At 71.2% G+C, this 17,704-nt stretch carries 17 protein-coding genes; 3 read left to right on the top strand and 14 right to left on the bottom strand.

The genetic code is table 11. The annotated features are described in order from the left end of the window. Positions 1-3: 3 nt before the first annotated feature. The 5 genes from ABB07_RS16965 to ABB07_RS16985 all read right to left on the bottom strand — a co-directional run bounded on the left by ABB07_RS16965 (position 4) and on the right by ABB07_RS16985 (position 5,701). The gene (locus tag ABB07_RS16965; protein ID WP_208899492.1) at positions 4-1,716 is read right to left on the bottom strand and encodes a bifunctional uroporphyrinogen-III C-methyltransferase/uroporphyrinogen-III synthase; all 1,713 of its coding nucleotides are present in this window, start codon (positions 1,714-1,716) and stop codon (positions 4-6) included. Beyond that, positions 1,713-2,672 (bottom strand): hydroxymethylbilane synthase, encoded by a 960-nt coding sequence (gene hemC / locus ABB07_RS16970; protein ID WP_208899493.1) that lies wholly within the window; start codon positions 2,670-2,672, stop codon positions 1,713-1,715. Before hemC ends, ABB07_RS16965 begins: the two co-directional genes overlap by 4 nt. Next, a complete protein-coding gene (locus ABB07_RS16975; RefSeq protein ID WP_208899494.1) occupies positions 2,669-4,354 on the bottom strand; it encodes a glutamyl-tRNA reductase in 1,686 nt (561 codons plus the stop codon). The genes hemC and ABB07_RS16975 overlap by 4 nt, the downstream gene beginning before the upstream one ends. After that, entirely contained in the window at positions 4,351-5,139 is a 789-nt protein-coding gene (locus ABB07_RS16980) for a redox-sensing transcriptional repressor Rex (RefSeq protein ID WP_208899495.1), read from the bottom strand. Before ABB07_RS16980 ends, ABB07_RS16975 begins: the two co-directional genes overlap by 4 nt. A gap of 280 nt (positions 5,140-5,419) precedes the next feature. Continuing rightward, on the bottom strand, positions 5,420-5,701 hold the full coding sequence (locus ABB07_RS16985; RefSeq protein ID WP_055706410.1) for a glutaredoxin family protein: 282 nt from the start codon (positions 5,699-5,701) through the stop codon (positions 5,420-5,422). Between the two features lie 126 nt (positions 5,702-5,827). On the opposite strand from ABB07_RS16985, the gene ABB07_RS16990 reads away from it, so the two are divergent. The 3 genes from ABB07_RS16990 to ABB07_RS17000 all read left to right on the top strand — a co-directional run bounded on the left by ABB07_RS16990 (position 5,828) and on the right by ABB07_RS17000 (position 9,475). Continuing rightward, positions 5,828-6,757, top strand: coding sequence for an HAD family hydrolase (locus ABB07_RS16990; protein ID WP_208899496.1), 930 nt, complete (start codon positions 5,828-5,830; stop codon positions 6,755-6,757). Between the two features lie 472 nt (positions 6,758-7,229). Further along, positions 7,230-8,006 (top strand): ECF subfamily RNA polymerase sigma factor, BldN family, encoded by a 777-nt coding sequence (locus ABB07_RS16995; protein ID WP_208899497.1) that lies wholly within the window; start codon positions 7,230-7,232, stop codon positions 8,004-8,006. Positions 8,007-8,242: 236 nt separating this feature from the next. After that, a complete protein-coding gene (locus tag ABB07_RS17000) occupies positions 8,243-9,475 on the top strand; it encodes a DUF5667 domain-containing protein (RefSeq protein ID WP_208899498.1) in 1,233 nt (410 codons plus the stop codon). Between the two features lie 353 nt (positions 9,476-9,828). Here the strand turns inward: ABB07_RS17000 and ABB07_RS17005 are convergent, their stop codons facing one another. The 9 genes from ABB07_RS17005 to ABB07_RS17045 all read right to left on the bottom strand — a co-directional run bounded on the left by ABB07_RS17005 (position 9,829) and on the right by ABB07_RS17045 (position 17,634). After that, positions 9,829-10,917: a lysophospholipid acyltransferase family protein gene (locus tag ABB07_RS17005; RefSeq protein ID WP_208899499.1), complete on the bottom strand. Its 1,089-nt coding sequence runs from the start codon at positions 10,915-10,917 to the stop codon at positions 9,829-9,831. A gap of 14 nt (positions 10,918-10,931) precedes the next feature. Next, the gene (locus ABB07_RS17010) at positions 10,932-12,002 is read right to left on the bottom strand and encodes an NAD-dependent epimerase/dehydratase family protein (protein ID WP_208899500.1); all 1,071 of its coding nucleotides are present in this window, start codon (positions 12,000-12,002) and stop codon (positions 10,932-10,934) included. A 218-nt stretch (positions 12,003-12,220) separates the two neighbouring features. Continuing rightward, a complete protein-coding gene (locus ABB07_RS17015) occupies positions 12,221-12,319 on the bottom strand; it encodes a 30S ribosomal protein bS22 (RefSeq protein ID WP_003948845.1) in 99 nt (32 codons plus the stop codon). A 147-nt stretch (positions 12,320-12,466) separates the two neighbouring features. Next, positions 12,467-12,679 (bottom strand): helix-turn-helix domain-containing protein, encoded by a 213-nt coding sequence (locus ABB07_RS17020; RefSeq protein ID WP_159045602.1) that lies wholly within the window; start codon positions 12,677-12,679, stop codon positions 12,467-12,469. Positions 12,680-12,808: 129 nt separating this feature from the next. Next, a complete protein-coding gene (locus ABB07_RS17025; RefSeq protein WP_208899501.1) occupies positions 12,809-13,624 on the bottom strand; it encodes a phosphatase in 816 nt (271 codons plus the stop codon). Between the two features lie 200 nt (positions 13,625-13,824). After that, on the bottom strand, positions 13,825-14,997 hold the full coding sequence (locus ABB07_RS17030; RefSeq protein ID WP_208899502.1) for an acetoin utilization protein AcuC: 1,173 nt from the start codon (positions 14,995-14,997) through the stop codon (positions 13,825-13,827). After that, positions 14,948-16,159, bottom strand: a complete 1,212-nt coding sequence (locus ABB07_RS17035) for an MFS transporter (RefSeq protein WP_208899503.1) — start codon at positions 16,157-16,159, stop codon at positions 14,948-14,950. The genes ABB07_RS17030 and ABB07_RS17035 overlap by 50 nt, the downstream gene beginning before the upstream one ends. 23 nt (positions 16,160-16,182) lie before the next feature. Next, complete coding sequence (locus tag ABB07_RS17040) at positions 16,183-16,899, bottom strand: VC0807 family protein (RefSeq protein WP_208899504.1); 717 nt, start codon at positions 16,897-16,899, stop codon at positions 16,183-16,185. Positions 16,900-16,992: 93 nt separating this feature from the next. Then, the gene (locus ABB07_RS17045; RefSeq protein ID WP_208899505.1) at positions 16,993-17,634 is read right to left on the bottom strand and encodes an HAD family hydrolase; all 642 of its coding nucleotides are present in this window, start codon (positions 17,632-17,634) and stop codon (positions 16,993-16,995) included. Positions 17,635-17,704 lie beyond the last annotated feature (70 nt).

The raw sequence follows: 17,704 nt of genomic DNA on the forward strand, positions 1-17,704 counted from the left end.
ACCTCACGTCGTAGACCGACGCCTCCGCGCCCCCGGCCGCCGCTCGCTCGGCCGCGTCACCGGGTCCCCCGCCTCCAGGGCGGCAGCCCGGCGCTTCATGCCGAAGTCGGCCAGCGCCTCCGCCAGCTTGTGCACGGACGGCTCCGGAGCCATCACGTCCACCCGCAGGCCGTGCTCCTCGGCGGTCTTCGCCGTGGCCGGGCCGATACAGGCGATCACCGTCACGTTGTGCGGCTTGCCCGCGATGCCGACCAGGTTCCGGACCGTCGAGGACGACGTGAAGAGAACGGCGTCGAAGCCGCCGCCCTTGATCGCCTCGCGGGTCTCGGCCGGCGGCGGCGACGCACGCACGGTGCGGTAGGCCGTGACGTCGTCCACCTCCCAGCCCAGCTCGATCAGACCGGCGACCAGCGTCTCCGTGGCGATGTCGGCACGGGGCAGGAAGACACGGTCGATCGGGTCGAACACCGGGTCGTACGGCGGCCAGTCCTCCAGCAGGCCCGCCGCGGACTGCTCGCCGCTGGGCACCAGGTCCGGCTTCACGCCGAAGGCCACCAGCGCCTTGGCCGTCTGCTCGCCCACCGCGGCCACCTTGATACCCGCGAAAGCCCGAGCGTCAAGGCCGTACTCCTCGAACTTCTCGCGGACCGCCTTCACCGCGTTGACCGAGGTGAACGCGATCCACTCGTAGCGGCCGGTCACCAGGCCCTTGACCGCGCGCTCCATCTGCTGCGGGGTGCGCGGGGGCTCCACCGCGATCGTCGGGACCTCGTGCGGCACGGCGCCGTAGGACCGCAGTTGGTCGGAGAGCGACGCCGCCTGCTCCTTCGTGCGCGGCACGAGCACCTTCCAGCCGAACAGCGGCTTGGACTCGAACCACGACAGCTGGTCGCGCCGGGCGGCGGCGCTGCGCTCGCCGACCACGGCTATCACCGGCCGGCCGCCGTCGGGGGACGGCAGCACCTTCGCCTGCTTCAGGGTCTGCGCGATCGTGCCGAGCGTCGCCGTCCAGGTGCGCTGGCGGGTCGTCGTACCGGCGATCGTGACCGACAGGGGGGTGTCGGGCTTGCGGCCCGCCGAGACCAGTTCGCCCGCCGCGGCGGCGACCGAGTCCAGCGTCGTCGAGACGACGACCGTGCCGTCCGACGCGCCCACCTCGGTCCAGCAGCGGTCCGACGCCGTACGGGCGTCCACGAAGCGGACGTCCGCGCCCTCGGCGTCCCGCAGCGGCACACCGGCGTACGCGGGCACACCGACCGCCGCCGCGACACCGGGGACGACCTCGAAGGGCACCCCGGCGGCCGCGCAGGCGAGCATTTCCTCGGCCGCGTACGTATCAAGTCCCGGGTCGCCGGACACCGCACGGACGACCCGCCTGCCGCCCCGCGCAGCCTCCATGACAAGATGAGCGGCATCCCGGGCAGCGGCCGGGACAGCGGCGGGTGTTGACGTGCCGTCAACGACCGTCAGCTGGGGCGTGCCCGTGCCCGGCGGCGAGACCGAAGAGGGGTCTGCGTCCGTGCGGACCACGGAGACGCCCTGTCGGGCGTGCGTCCGGATCACGTCGAGCACCTCGTGCTCGGCGATCAGGACGTCCGCGTGCGACAGCGCCTCCACGGCGCGCAGAGTCAGCAGTCCCGGATCTCCGGGTCCGGCACCGAGGAAGGTGACGTGCCCGTGTTCAGGACCGGCGGCAGGAAGGGCGGTGGGGCTCAATGTGCTCGCTCCCCCATCAGACCGGCCGCGCCCTGGGCGAGCATCTCGGTGGCGAGGTCGCGACCGAGTGCCAGCGCCTGGTCGTGCGTCTGGGGCACGGGACCGGTGGTGGACAGCTGCACCATGCGGGTGCCGTCGGTCGTGCCGACGACGCCCCGCAGGCGCATTTCCTTGACAAACTGCCCGTCGGCCAACAGGTCGGCCAGCGCGCCAACAGGGGCGCTGCAACCGGCCTCCAGGGCGGCGAGCAGTGACCGTTCGGCGGTCACGGCGGCCCGGGTGAACGGGTCGTCGAGTGCGCCGAGTGCCGCGATCAGGTCCGCGTTGCCCGCGGCACACTCGATCGCCAGGGCCCCCTGGCCGGGGGCGGGCAGAACCGTGTCGACCGACAGGAAGTCGGTCACCTCGTCGATCCGGCCGATCCGGTTCAGTCCGGCGGCGGCCAGCACGACCGCGTCGAGCTCGCCGTCCCGGACGTACCGGATGCGGGTGTCGACGTTGCCGCGTATCGGGACCGTCTCTATGTCCAGGCCGTGGGCGCGGGCGTACGCGTTCAGCTGCGCCATGCGGCGCGGCGCGCCGGTGCCGATGCGCGCCCCGCGCGGCAGGTCCGTGAACTTCAGCGCGTCGCGGGCGACGATCACGTCCCGCGGGTCCTCGCGCTCCGGTACGGCGGCCAGGACCAGCTCCTGCGGCTGCGCGGTCGGCAGGTCCTTGAGCGAATGAACCGCGAAGTCGACCTCGCCCTTCAGCAGCGCGTCGCGCAGCGCCGTGACGAACACGCCGGTGCCGCCGATCTGCGCGAGGGCCTCGCGGGAGACGTCGCCGTACGTGGTGATCTCGACCAGCTCGACGGGCCGGCCGGTCACCCGGTGGACGGCCTCCGCCACCTGCCCGGACTGGGCCATGGCGAGCTTGCTCCGCCTGGTCCCCAGCCTCAGTGGATTGTCACTCATGCCGGTCGGTCCTTCTTGTCTGTGCTGTCCCCGGCCCGGGAGACGGCGGCGACCGTCTCGGGGTCGAGGTCGAACAAGGTGCGCAGCGCGTCCGCGTACCCGGCGCCGCCGGGCTCGGCCGCGAGCTGCTTGACCCGTACGGTCGGCGCGTGCAGCAGCTTGTCGACGACCCGGTGCACGGCCTGGCGGATCTCGCCGCGCTGGCGTTCGTCCAGGTCGGGCAGGCGGCCGTCGAGCCGCGCGATCTCACTGGCGACGACGTCGGCGGCCATGGTGCGCAGCGCGACCACGGTCGGCGTGATGTGCGCCGCCCGCTGTGCCGCGCCGAAGGCCGCGACCTCGTCGGAGACGATACGCCGGACCAGGTCCACATCGGCGGCCATCGGAGCGTCGGCGGAAGCTTCCGCCAGCGACTCGATGTCCACCAGGCGCACCCCGGCCAGCCGGTGCACGGCCGCGTCGATGTCCCGGGGCATGGCCAGGTCGAGCAGGAAGAAGAACGGCGCCGGGCGCTCGGCCTGCGGCTCCGGCCTGCGCCGCTCGGGGATCCGGCCCACGGTCGCGGCGGTCGCGGCGAGCGCGGTGATCAGCTCGGCGTCGGCCTCGGGGGTACGGCGCTCCCGGCGGTCGATCGTTCCTCCGGCGACCCAGGCCGCGTGCTGCTCCAGGGTGGCCGCGTCCATGCCGGCGACGGCGGCCTCACCCATGACGGAGAAGCCGGGCTGTACGGCGGCCAGGTCCAGCGGGCAGTTCTCGTCGCTGCCGGCGGCCTGCAGAGGGGTGGCGGCGGCCTTCGGGGCCGTACGACCGCTGTCGGCGATCTCGGCGACGGGCGCGCCGGTGCGGCCCTCGACCGCCTGCGCGACCGCCGCCGCCGTGAGCACCAGGCCCGTCGCCCCGGTACAGGAGACGACGACGTCGGCACGTGTCAGCTCGCCCGGCACGGCGTCCATCCGTACCGCCCGGGCGGTCACCGCGTGGTCGTCGGCCTCGGTGAGTATCTGTGCGAGCCGCTCGGCGCGGTCGAAGGTGCGGTTGGCGACGACGACCTCGGCGACCCCGGCCCGCGCCAGCGTGGCGGCGGCCAGCGAGGACATCGACCCGGCGCCGATGACCAGCGCCTTCCTGCCCCGGGCCCAGTCCTCGACGGCTCGGCCGGCCGCCAGCTGCTCCAGGCCGAAGGTGACCAGGGACTGCCCGGCGCGGTCGATGCCGGTCTCGGAGTGGGCGCGCTTGCCGACCCTGAGGGCCTGCTGGAACAGGTCGTTGAGCAGCCGGCCGGCGGTGTGCAGCTCCTGCGCCCGGGCCAGGGAGTCCTTGATCTGGCCGAGGATCTGCCCCTCGCCGACGACCATCGAGTCCAGGCCGCAGGCCACCGAGAACAGGTGGTGGACGGCCCGGTCCTCGTAGTGCACGTAGAGATAGGGGGTGAGTTCCTCCAGGCCGACACCGCTGTGCTGGGCGAGCAGCGTGGACAGCTCGGCGACACCGGCGTGGAACTTGTCCACGTCGGCGTACAGCTCGATGCGGTTGCAGGTGGCGAGCACCGCGGCCTCGGTGGCGGGTTCGGCGGCGACCGTGTCCTGCAGCAGCTTGATCTGGGCGTCCGCGCTCAGCGCGGCCCGCTCCAGAACGCTGACCGGTGCGCTGCGGTGGCTCAGCCCGACGACGAGGAGACTCATGCCGGCATCACGGCGGGTACGTCCCCGTCGGGTCCCTGGTCTGCGGAGTCCTCGCCGGTCGCGCCGCGGGGAGCGGTCGCGGGCAGCGCTCCGTCGCCCGCCGCGGTCTCCAGGGGGGTCTCCTCGCCGGCCTTGCGCTGCTCGTGGAAGGCGAGGATCTGGAGTTCGATCGACAGGTCGACCTTGCGCACGTCGACGCCGTCCGGGACGGACAGCACGGTCGGCGCGAAGTTCAGGATGGAGGTGACCCCGGCGGCCACGAGCCGGTCGCAGACCTGCTGGGCGACGCCGGCGGGGGTGGCGATGACGCCGATGGAGACCCCGTTGTCCTTGATGATCTTCTCGAGGTCGTCGGTGTGCTGCACGGGGATACCGGCGACGGGCTTCCCGGTCATCGCCGGGTCGGCGTCGATCAGCGCGGCGACCCGGAAGCCACGGGAGGCGAAACCGCCGTAGCCGGCGAGGGCGGCGCCGAGGTTACCGATACCGACGATGACAACCGGCCAGTCCTGGGTCAGGCCGAGTTCACGGGAGATCTGGTAGACGAGATACTCCACGTCGTAGCCGACACCGCGCGTTCCGTAGGAGCCCAGGTACGAGAAGTCCTTGCGCAGCTTGGCGGAGTTGACCCCCGCCGCGGCCGCGAGCTCCTCGGAGGAGACCGTGGGTACCGAGCGCTCCGACAGCGCGGTCAGGGCTCGGAGGTACAGCGGAAGCCTGGCGACGGTGGCCTCGGGAATCCCTCGGCTACGGGTCGCCGGTCGGTGTGTTCGGCCAGTTGCCACGGTGCTCCTGCGGGTAGAGCGGGGCTGCGGGCGGTCATACGTCCCCAGACCGCCCCGTCGACAGCAGGCTATGTCTTTGTGAACGCGTGCACAAAGATGGTGTCCGATTTGCCCGGCAGAAGTGACCGGGGTCACGCGCCGTTCACGCCCTCGACGGGAACCGGCGCATACGCACCGACGTTCCTTCGTTACTGGGGGCAAAACCGCACACTCTCCTCACGAATCCCGCCCCCGAGATCAGTCCGCCGTCGATCCTAAGCGACGTTCCGACCTGTTTGGACTAGTCGGTCAGTGCCCGGCGCAGCCGCTCCTCGTTCACGCGCCAGAAGGTGTGCTGTTCACCGTCGATCAGGACGACCGGGATCTGCTCCCAGTACTGGTCGTGCAGGGCCCGGTCCTCGGTGATGTCCTTCTGCTCCCAGGACACGCCCAGCTCCCCGCAGACCTTCTCGACCACGACCTGCGCGTCGTCGCACAGATGACAGCCGGGCTTGCGGATCAGCGTGACCTGCCGGTCACGGGGGTCGGTCGGATCGGCCTTGCGCCGGAAAAGCGGACTCATACCGGCCATTCTCGCGCGCGCCGCGCACGCTTCCGATCAGGCCTTTAACGGCCCGGTCGCGGAGAGTTCACACACACCCAACCTCTGAACTCCGGAAGCACCGAACAAACTGGCTATGCTCACGCCATGGCCGCTCTCGGATGGCTCACTCCCCGTAGGCGCTCCGCCACAGCGCGCAGCGTGCTGGCAGGCGAGGCCTCGGCGGAGGCTGCCCGCAAGTCCTCGCAGGAGGCGCAGGAGACCCCGCAGGTCGCCGACCGGGAACCGGAGTTCCCCGTCATGGGCGACGACAAGGCGGCTGCCTTCTTCGACCTCGACAACACCGTCATGCAGGGCGCCGCGCTGTTCCACTTCGGCCGGGGCCTGTACAAGCGGAAGTTCTTCGAGACGCGCGACCTCGCCAAGTTCGCCTGGCAGCAGGCGTGGTTCCGGCTGGCCGGCGTCGAGGACCCCGAGCACATGCAGGACGCCCGCGACTCGGCGCTGTCCATCGTCAAGGGCCACCGGGTCGCCGAACTGGAGTCGATCGGCGAGGAGATCTACGACGAGTACATGGCCGACCGCATCTGGCCCGGCACCCGCGCCCTGGCCCAGGCCCACCTGGACGCCGGGCAGAAGGTGTGGCTGGTCACGGCCGCCCCGGTGGAGATCGCCCAGGTGATCGCCCGCCGCCTGGGCCTCACCGGCGCGCTCGGCACGGTCGCGGAGTCGGTGGACGGCGTCTACACCGGCAAGCTGGTCGGCGAGCCGCTGCACGGCCCGGCGAAGGCGGAGGCGGTCCGTGCCCTGGCCGCGGCGGAGGGCCTCGACCTGTCCCGCTGCGCGGCCTACAGCGACAGCCACAACGACATCCCGATGCTGTCCCTCGTCGGCCACCCCTACGCGATCAACCCCGACGCCAAGCTGCGCAGGCACGCCCGGGAGAAGGACTGGCGCCTGCGGGACTACCGCACGGGGCGCAAGGCGGCGAAGGTGGGCATTCCGGCGGCGGCCGGGGTGGGGGCGGTGGCCGGTGGCACCGCGGCGGCCATCGCCCTGAGCCGACGCCGGCGATAGCCCGGCGCCGCGGCGGCCGATCGCCGTGGCACTGCGGCCCGTCACCCGGCCACGGCCCGTGGTGGGCCGGTCGCGCCCGCGCGGCGGAGACCGCACATCGATACAGCCCGCGCTCCCAGGGGGGTCGCGGTCGCCGCACCCGCATCCGCGCCATAGCCGCGGGCCCCGCCCGCCAACAGGGCCGCGCGCCTCTTCGGGCGCTTCCGCGCCCGGATTATGCCGCGGCCATTTCAACACGCCCTGTACCTCACCGAAAGCGGCCGGATTTCGGTCAACAACCGATCAGACTGCGGTACTTGATGAGGCGTCAATCGGTAACAGAAGCGACGCAATCGATGATTTGAGCAACTCGGTGTAGCAGTGCCTGCACGAAGCGTTATTCTCCTCAGACGCAAACCGGTACCCCTCCGTCGCTACGACGGGTGAACGGTCCCGCACTGCACGTGATGGAAGCTCTGCCTCTGGGAGTCCCGTGTACCCACACGTCGGGGTTGACGCCTCGGGCCTGGCTACGCTGCGCGCAACAGTCGCAACGGTCAAAGAGACGCTGCGCGGCCTCGTCCCCACCGCGTACGCCGTCCCCGCCCTCGCCGCCGCGCCCGTCGGCCCGTGCTACGCACTGGCCGAGAGCAGCGCGGCCGTCGGCAGACGAGGGCGCTCCGCCGGCGCCACCACCGCCCGCCGCCCGGCCGCGGACAGCGACAGCGCCCGGATGATGGACCTGGTCGAGCGCGCCCAGGCCGGCGAGGCCGAGGCCTTCGGCCGGCTGTACGACCAGTACAGCGACACGGTGTACCGGTACATCTACTACCGCGTCGGCGGCCGGGCCACGGCCGAGGACCTCACCAGCGAGACCTTTCTGCGGGCGCTGCGCAGGATCGGCACCTTCACCTGGCAGGGCCGCGACTTCGGCGCCTGGCTGGTCACGATCGCCCGCAACCTCGTCGCCGACCACTTCAAGTCCAGCCGCTTCCGGCTGGAGGTCACCACCGGCGAGATGCTCGACGCCAACGAGGTCGAGCGCTCCCCCGAGGACTCCGTCCTGGAGTCCCTGTCGAACGCCGCGCTGCTGGACGCCGTGCGCCGGCTCAACCCGCAGCAGCAGGAATGCGTGACCCTCCGCTTCCTCCAGGGCCTCTCCGTCGCCGAGACCGCCCGCGTCATGGGCAAGAACGAGGGCGCCATCAAGACCCTCCAGTACCGCGCCGTACGCACGCTCGCCCGTCTGCTGCCGGACGACGCCCGCTGAACCGGGGCGACTCTCGGCAACACCCAACTCACGTTCCGTGAAGGCGCGTTGCCTTTACGATCCGGGCCCCCGCCGTCCGTAACCCAAGTGCCGCGCCAGTCGTTGTGCGGGATACAGGCTCCCTGTGGTCACGTCCTGGCCGACCCTGATCACTCGATCGTGTGAAGTGGTCGCGGGCGTGCAACCCTCAGGACCCCCTGGGGAGTCGACCGTCATGACGAGAGGAGGTGCCGCCAGTGATCGCGAACGTATCGGCGCACCGGCGGGCGAACGCCTTCGCCCAGGCCCTGGAAGAACAGTCCGACCGGGACACGGCGGCCGAGCAGTCCGTAGACCCGGCGGGTTCCCCGCCGACCGCCGAGGAACAGACCGAGCAGGGCGAGCTGCTGGCCCTGGCCGCGGACCTCGGCGCGCTGCCCAGGCCGCACCTCGACCCCGAGGTCAAGGTCGTGCAGCGCGCCCAGCTGGTGGCCGCGATGGAGGCCATGCTCCAGGAGGGCACGGGGGCGGCGGACGCGTCGGTACCGGGACAGCGTTCCTCGCGGTCGCGGGGGGCGCACCGGGCGAGCCCGCTGGGCAAGCTCCGCCCGCGTTCCCGGCTGACCAAGGGGCTCGCGGCGGGCGGGCTCAGCGTGGGCGTGGCCGCGGGAGCCTTCGGCGGAGTCGCCGCCGCCAGCTCGGACGCCCTGCCCGGTGACTCCCTCTACGGCCTCAAACGCGGCATCGAGGACTTCAAGCTCAACTACCTGACCAACGGCGACGACCAACGCGGCCAGACCTACCTGGACCAGGCCTCCACCCGGCTCAGCGAGGCCCGCCGGCTGATGGAGCGAGGCCGCGGCGGACACCTCGACCACGAGTCCATCAGCGAGATCCGCCGCACGCTCTCGGGCATGCAGCAGGACGTCACCGAGGGCCACCGCCTGCTCCACGAGGCCTACGAGGCCGACCCCCAGTCGCTCGGTCCCATCCAGGCCCTGTCCACGTTCTCCCGCGCCCACCGCGAGGTGTGGACCGCGCTGAGCCACAAGCTGCCCGTGCAGCTCGGAGACGTCAAACAGCAGGTCTCGTCGGTGTTCGACGCCATAGACCAAGAGGTCGCCCCGCTGCAGTCCCTGCTCCCGCAGTCGCCCGCCCAGGGCGGCGACGGCAAGCGGCAGGGCTCCGGCTCGGCATCCTCCGGCTCCTCCGGGGGCCACCGGTCGACGGCGCCGAGCTCCTCCGGCAGTACCCCGTCCTCCGGCAAGCACGCACGCCCAGGCGACCCGAGCGGCTCGGCCACCGGCAGCAGCGGCATGGGCCTCATCGGCGGCGACACGGGCGGCCTGCTGGAGCCACCGAAGACCGGCACCGGCAGCAGCACCCCGCCCACCAGCAAGTCCCCGACCCCCGCCCCCGACGTCACCCTCCCCCCGCTCCTCCCCGGCCTCCTGCCGGGCCTGGGCATCGACGGCGAGGAGACGCACTAGCGGCGGTACGGCTACGACAGTGGGGGCGCCCTTCCCGAGCAGGGCGCCCCCACACGGCCTGCCAGGCGCACCCCACACGGCCTGCCAGGCGTACCGCACGCGGCCTGTCAGACGACGTACCGCACGCGGCCTGTCAGGCACCCCCACGCATGCCTGTCGGGTGGCCCGCGCGGCCCTGTCGGGCGGCGCCCACTCGGGCCTGTCGAGCGCCCTCCCAGCGGCCAGTCACGGGCGGGCGGGTGGGAAAGCCAAGGTCGGACAGGCGCCGGGTGCCCGAACAACGCCGGGCCGGCAGGTCGCCCTCCACGGCGCCCTCCCAGCCAACCGAGTCGGGCGGGCGGGTGGGCAGGGAATCAGAAGAACACCGACCGCCGCTGCACCAACAGCTTGTACAGCGTGTGCTGAATCTGCTCCCGCACCTGATCGGTCAGGTTGAACATCAGCATCGGATCCTCCGCCGCCTCCGCCGGATACCCGTCCGTCGGAATCGGCTCCCCGAACTGGATCGTCCACTTCGTCGGCAGCGGAATCGCCCCGAGCGGCCCGAGCCACGGGAACGTCGGCGTCAACGGGAAGTACGGAAACCCCAGCACCCGCGCCAGCGTCTTCGCGTTGCCGATCATCGGGTAGATCTCCTCCGCCCCCACGATCGAGCACGGAATGATCGGCGCCCCCTGCCGCAGCGCGGTCGACACGAACCCGCCCCGCCCGAACCGCTGCAGCTTGTACCGCTCGCTGAAAGGTTTCCCGATGCCCTTGAACCCCTCCGGCATCACCCCGACCAGCTCCCCCTGGGCCAGCAGCCGCTCGGCGTCCTCCGCACAGGCCAGGGTGTGCCCCAGCTTGCGGGCCAGCTCGTTGACCACCGGCAGCACGAAGACCAAGTCGGCCGCCAGCAGCCGCAGGTGACGGTCGGCCGGATGATGGTCGTGCACCGCGACCTGCATCATCAGCCCGTCCAGCGGCAGCGTCCCGGAGTGGTTGGCGACGATCAGCGCGCCGCCCTTCGCCGGGATGTTCTCGATGCCCTTCACCTCGACCCGGAAGTACTTCTCGTACACCGGCCGCAGCAGCGACATCAGGACCTGGTCGGTCAGCTCCTCGTCGAAACCGAAGTCGTCGACGTCGTACTCCCCGGTGAGCCGGCGCCGCAGGAACGCCAGCCCGGCCGCCACGCGCCGCTCCAGGCCGCTGCCGGGCCCGCCGGCACCCGGCCGCCGCTCCAGCGGCTCCTGCGGCTTCCTGTCGCGGCTCACGGGCCCATCTTCGCGCGTCCGCGTCCGCCCGGGCAGAGGCTGGACCTCACCCATCTCCCCGGATCCGGTCCCGGTCTCGCCGAGACCGCCGCGCCGGCTGCCCGTGCCGCGGCGCCGCGCCGGGCGCTGTGCGGCGCTCCCGCGGGACCGGTCGTCGTCGAACGGAATGACCTTGGCGTCCGCCATTGTTGCCGCTCTCCTCAGTTGGCGCTGTCGGCGCTGTGCGTCGTGGGCCGGTCGCCGCCCCTCGCGGCGAGCGCGGCCACCCGGTCGACGGCCCCCGCGAGGACCTCCGGCGGCACGAGACCGGGGCCCTGGACGCGCGCGAAGTCCGCGAACGTCTCCGCCGTGGTGTACCTGGGCGTGAAGCCCAGCGTTTCGCGCATCTGCACGGTGTCCACCACCCGCCCGTGCGTGAGCAGCCGGATCTGCTCCGGCGAGAAGTCCGTCATACCGAGCGTACGCACCAGCGAACCCGCCCAGGTGACCGCTGGCAGCAGCAGCGGCACGGTGGGCCGCCCGAGCCGCCGGGAGCACTGCGAGAGCAGCAGCACCCCGTCCCCGGCGATGTTGAACGTGCCGCTGTTGAGGGTGCCCCGGCGCGGCTCGTGCGAGGCGATCCTGAGCACCTCCACGACGTCGTCCTCGTGCACGAACTGCAGCCGCGGGTCGTAGCCGAACACGGTCGGCAGGACGGGCAGCGCGAAGTAGGAGGCGAGCGGGGTGTCGGCGGCCGGCCCGAGGATGTTGGCGAACCGCAGCACGCACACGGCGACGTCCGGCCGTCGCCGGGCGAACCCGCGCACGTACCCCTCGACCTCGACGGCGTCCTTCGCGAAGCCGCCGCTCGGCAGCGACTTGGGCGGGGTCGTCTCGGTGAAGACGGCCGGATCCCGCGGTGCGGAGCCGTACACGTTGGTGCTGGACTTCACCACCAGCCGCTTCACGGCCGGCGACTTCTGGCACGCGCCGAGCAGCTGCATGGTGCCGATGACGTTGGTCTCCTTGACCGTGGCCCGGTTGCCGCTGCCCAGTGCCGTGCCGGTCACGTCCATGTGGACGACCGTGTCGGCGCCCGTCTCGGCGAGCACCCGCGCGATCGTGGCCTGCCGGATGTCGGCCTGGATGAAGTCCGCGCCGCCCAGGTGGTGCGCCGGAGGCACCGCGTCCACGGCGATCACCCGGTCGACCTCGGGATCCCGCTGGATCCGCCGTACGAACCGGCCGCCCAGTTGCCGGGCGACTCCGGTGACGAGCACGACCTTCCCCAAGATCAGCGCCTTCCCTCGTACGTGATGCGTACGGCCAACCTAGCGGGTCGATGTTGCGCTGTGATGACCACCCGATGCACGAAGTGACGGAAATTCACTCATCGGAATATGCAAGGCAGGGCCGTGACGGGTGCCCGGATACGCCTGTGGCCCCCCAGCAGTACCTCAGTACCGTTGGGAGGCCACAGATACGCGCTGACACGCTCTCGCGGCGTCGCTTACTTCTTGTTGCGACGCTGAACGCGCGTGCGCTTGAGCAGCTTGCGGTGCTTCTTCTTGGCCATCCGCTTGCGCCGCTTCTTGATAACAGAGCCCACGACTACCCTCGCTCACTTCTCATCACTCGGTTGTTTGGGCGCCATGGGCCCACACGACCTACGAGGGGCTAGCCTACCCAACCGAGCGCCAAGGTCGTAATCGAGGGGGGTACCCGGGGTCACCCGGGGGTCACCCTGGGATTGCCGTCAGGCCGTCTCCACCCCCACATAGCTGTCACGGAGGTACTCGTGTACCGCTTGCTCCGGGACACGGAACGACCGCCCGACCCGGATCGCGGGCAGATGACCGCTGTGCACCAGGCGGTACACGGTCATCTTCGACACTCGCATCACCGAGGCGACCTCCGCCACGGTAAGGAACACGACCTCGTTCAGAGGCCTCTCGTCAGCTGCAGCCATGACACACCTGAACCTTCCGCACTCGACGGCCACCGGCTTCCCCTTCCGGTGACTCTTCGTCGTTGCGTGCTCACTCCCCAATGTAGGGGCGGGTGATGCAAGTGGGGAAGAGGTGCACCCATCGCAGGCCTACTGTGACAGACACGCTCGTTTGAGTACGTAGCGGATGAGCGGCCGGTAGTACTCGGACCGCACGGCGTCATCAACCGGAACGACGACGGACACGCGCCCCTCCGCCTCCCCCACGAACGGCGCCGGATCGTCCGTGTCGGCCAGCCCGATGGCCTCGAACCCCAGCTGACCAGCACCGCAGACCCACCCGTGATCCCCCACGACCAACTCGGGCAACGGCCCTCCGGCCGCCGCCGCGGCCTCCAGCACGACCCGAACCGGCAGCGGCGAATGACTGTGCACGCCGGGCTCACAACCGGGGCGCCCACCGTCGGTCCTCCGCACCAACCCGACTCCTCGCGCGTAGCCCAGTGCACGCGTACGTAGACCGAACCGGGTCAATATGTCGACACGGCGACCCTGCGCGGGGGTGAGCACGTCACACCCCGCCGCCGAGAGGGCGTCCGCCAAGCCTGCGTAGAACCCGAGCAGCCGCTGCGGGTGCCCGGTCCCGAACAACACGGGCGCGCCACGCCTGGCCACCTCCCGGATCCGGCCCGCGAAGGCGTCCAGCCCGGCCAGCGTCCGCTCCGGATCGATCACGTCCGGTCCCGACGTGTGCCGGGGATCGCCGGACACCCCGCACCTCTCCGCCATCAGCTCGAGCAACTCCGGCTGCCCCCAGGCCCCTTCGGGATCGATCCCGATCAGCGCCCGAGGATCCCGGGCCGCGAACAGCCGATAACTCCGCAGACTGTCCTCCCGCGAGGTCCCCACCACCCCGGCAAGCCCGGCAGCCAGCAGATGCGCACGCAGAGCTCCGCTGGTCGACATGGGTGCGATGGTGACGTACGGAGGCCGGGGACGGCGGGAAATCCGGAAAAATGGGCACGGTTGGCCTAAACGCCCGCCCAGCCCACGAGCGGCACCTGCAGAGCCCACGGACGAGACCGGGCGGCCGCCCGGCCGCAGGCGGCCGAGTGGCCGAGTGACCGAGTGGCCGACTGGCCGAGTGGCCGCGGCGCCGGGTCGGGTCAGGGGAGGAGCCCCCGCAGCGGAAACACCGCCCGACGAGTGGCCCGTACCGCCTGGTCCAGGCGGTCCGCGGGGTCGTAGCCCGACTCCCACGACGCCCAACTCACCGGCCACCGCCCGTCGGTCATCCGCTGCGGTCCGAACTGCCGGGTCCGAGCGAACACGTCCTGCCGCCACTCCTCGGGAATCATCGTCTCCGGCGCCACCGGCCTGCCCGCCGCGATGCCCACCAGATGCGTCCACGACCGCGGTACGACGTCGACGACGGCGTACCCACCGCCCCCGAGCGCGACCCACTTCCCCCCGGCGTGCTCGTGCGCCAGCTCATGGCACGCCACCTGCACGGCCCGCTGCGCGTCCAGCGACACGGCGAGATGCGCCAGCGGATCCTCGAAGTGCGTGTCCGCCCCGTGCTGCGTCACGAGCACCTGCGGCCGGAACTCCGCGAGCAGCTCCGGCACCACGGCGTGAAAGGCCCGCACCCAGCCCGCGTCCCCGGTCCCCGCCGGCAGCGCCACGTTCACGGCCGAACCCTCCGCGGAGTCCGCCCCGGTCTCCTCCGGCCACCCGGTCTGGGGGAACAACGTACGGGGGTGCTCGTGCAGCGAGATCGTCAGTACCCGCGGATCCTCCCAGAACGCCGCCTGCACCCCGTCCCCGTGATGCACGTCGACGTCCACGTACGCGACCCGCTCGGCCCCCAGCTCCAGCAGGCGGGCGATGGCCAGCGAGGCGTCGTTGTACACGCAGAATCCCGACGCGCCGCCGGGCATCGCATGGTGCAACCCGCCCGCGAAGTTCACGGCGTGCTCGGCGTCCCCGCGCCACACCGCCTCCGCCGCCCCCACCGACTGCCCGGCGATCAGCGCGGACACCTCGTGCATCCCGGCGAACGCCGGATCGTCGAGGGTGCCGAGCCCGTACGACACGTCCGCCGCCGCCGGATCGGCCGACGCGGCCTTCACCGCGTCGATGTAGTCCTGCCGGTGGACCAGCCGCAGCGTCGACTCCCCGGCCGGCTTGGCCGCGACGACCTCCATCTCCCGGTCGAGCCCGAAGGCACCCACCAGTTTCCGGGTCAGTGCCAGCCGGACCGGATCCATCGGATGATCCGGGCCGAAGTCATAGCCCGTTACTGCCTCGTCCCACATCAGCTGTGCGCGGCCGCTCATGCCCGCCACCGTATCGGTCCGGTTGAGCCGCGAACGACCTGGCGTACACCAACGTCACCAGCACCAACACCATCGGCACGAGCATGGCGCCGCGATAGCTCCAGGCATCGCCCAGCGCCCCCACCAACGGCGAACCGATCAGAAAACCGACGTAATTGAAAATGTTCAGGCGCGCGATGGCCGCATCCGAAGAACCAGGGAACAGCCGCCCCGCCGCCGCGAACGTCTGCGGCACCAGCACGCACAACCCCAACCCCAGCATCGTGAACCCGAGCATCCCGACCCACGCCCCGGGCGCCGAGGCCACCACCGCGAACCCGCCGGCCGCCACCAGCGTCCCGAGCCGAACGACCGCCACGGCCCCGAACCGCCGCACCCCGAGGTCCCCGATGGCCCGCCCCAGCAGCGTCGTCACCATGTACACGTTGTACGGCACCGTCGCCAGCTGCTCCGAGCTGCCCAGCACGTCCTTCAGGTACTTCGCGCTCCAGTTGGAGACGGTCGAGTCCCCGATGTAGGCGAAGGTCATCACCAGGCACAGCGGCAGCAGCAGCTTGAAGACGACACCGGCGCCCTGGCCCTGCTCCTCCCCCACGGCTGCCGGATCCCCGTCGACGTACCACCGGCTCCCCACGAGCGTCGCCGGCAGCAGCACGGCCACCACCGGCAGGTACGACACCCACAGCGCGAGATGCCAGTGCGCCCCGACCCACGCCAGCGAGGCTCCGAGGATCCCGCCCAGGCTGTACGCGGCATGGAAGCTGAGCATGATGCTGCGCCCGTACGACCGCTGCAGGCTGACCCCGAGCATGTTCATCGAGGCGTCCAGCGCGCCCACCGCCAGCCCGAACGCGCCCAGCGCCAGCGCCAGTTCCGCGATGTGCCCGCCCGCCCCGGCGCCGAGCAGCGCCAGCAGCACGACCGGCTGGGACCAGCGCAGCAGCCGACTGGGCCGGATGCGCTTCACCAGCTGCTCGGTGGTCACACTGCCGGCTCCGGCCAGGACCGGCACGGCGGCCAGGAAGACCGGCAGCAGCGCGTCGGAGACGCCGTACCGGTCCTGGATGGCGGGGATCCGCGTCACCAGCAGGGCGAAGGTGGCGCCCTGAGCGAAGAAGCTGAACGCCAGCGAGGCCCTACCGCGCCGCAGCACATCAGTCATGGCGGCGAGCGTAGGGCCCCGGGCTACCTGTGGGTAGATCCAGCCAAAGATGAATTTCCCTCAGCTTTACTGTCTTCGGTCTCGTCGGCCTCGGCGGCGAGCATCTTCTCCATCGGCTCGACGGCAAGGCCACCGCTGACGACGAACGCGACCGCCATGAAGCCGATCAGGAAGACGGTGCTGAGCCACACCATCGTGTCCACGGGAAGGGTGTACGCGCCCAGGATCCGGCTGACGCACTCCAGGAGCAGTGCTCCACCCCAGACGGAGGAGAAGACTCGCTCCTTGCGCCGGAAGGCCGCGGACCGGACGGACCGCCCGGAGAGCAGCCGCTGCCAGGCCGCCTCCTTGGCCATGTCCTTCTTCACCAGGAACGGCTTCATACCGGCGGTCATCATCGGCTTCCCCAGCCACACGGACACCAGGATGCCGATACCGACGGTGCTGCTGACCGCGCCGTCCTTGGCGAGCATCAGCCGCGGGTCGCCGGAGACGAAGCTGAGCACCAGGCTCACGACGCTCACGACCAGGATGAGAAGCGCGAGCCCGTTGGCCGCCCGCTCCTTCACCAGGCCCCACCCGGTCCGCACCGCCGGCACCACACTGCTCCAGGCGAGAGCGGCGAAGGTGCTCATCCCGAAGGCGTCCTTGAAGAGGTAGTACGAGCCGAGCGGCACCGCCACATCCAGGAGCAGCGGACGGAAGTTGTCGAATGCCGTGTTCCCCGTGTTCTTCGTCATGCCCTCAGCTTCGCCGCCACAGGGGGTCCGCGAGTAGAAACGATCGTCCGGACGTCCGCGTGACAATTGTCAGGCACCGGGCGATGGCTTCCGTCAGACCACCAGGTCAGCCAACTCGCCCATGGAGGAGAAGAGTTCATCGGCTCCCGCCAGCTTCTCCGCCGGCGTCATCGCGGTGAACCCGACGGTCATCCCGGCCGCCAGGGCCGCCTGCACGCCCAGTGGAGAGTCCTCCACGACCACGCACCGCTCCGGCGCCACACCCATCCGCTCCGCCGCATACAGGAAGAGGTCGGGGGCCGGCTTCCCCCGCCCCACGTCCTCCGAGCTGAAGATCCGCTCCTCCGCGAACCACCGGTCCAGCCCGGTCGTACGGTGCCCGACCCGGATCCGCGCATGGCTGCCCGAAGAGGCCACGCAGTACGGCACCCCGTCGGCCGCCAGCTTCTCCAGTACGCCGGCCACGCCCGCCACCGGCTGCAGCTCCCGCTCGAACGCGGCGAACACGCGCGCGTGGAAGACGTCGTCGAAGTCGTCCGGCAGCCGCTGCCCGGTCCGCTCCAGCACGAGTTCATGGATCCGGTGCATCGCCGAGCCCATGTAGTCCCGTATCGAGTCCTCGTAGGAGGTCGGGTGTCCCAACTCGGTCAGATAAGCGGCCAGATGCCGATTGGAGATGGGCTCGCTGTCGACGAGCACTCCGTCATTGTCGAAGATCACGAGGTCATGGCGCATGTCGTCGAGCGTAATTGACCCGAACGCAGAAAACCCCCGCACCGTTTCGGTGCGGGGGTCTCCCTCACAA

Origin of the sequence: Streptomyces incarnatus, from assembly GCF_001027185.1 — a bacterium.
Taxonomy (GTDB): Bacteria; Actinomycetota; Actinomycetes; order Streptomycetales; family Streptomycetaceae; genus Streptomyces; species Streptomyces puniciscabiei.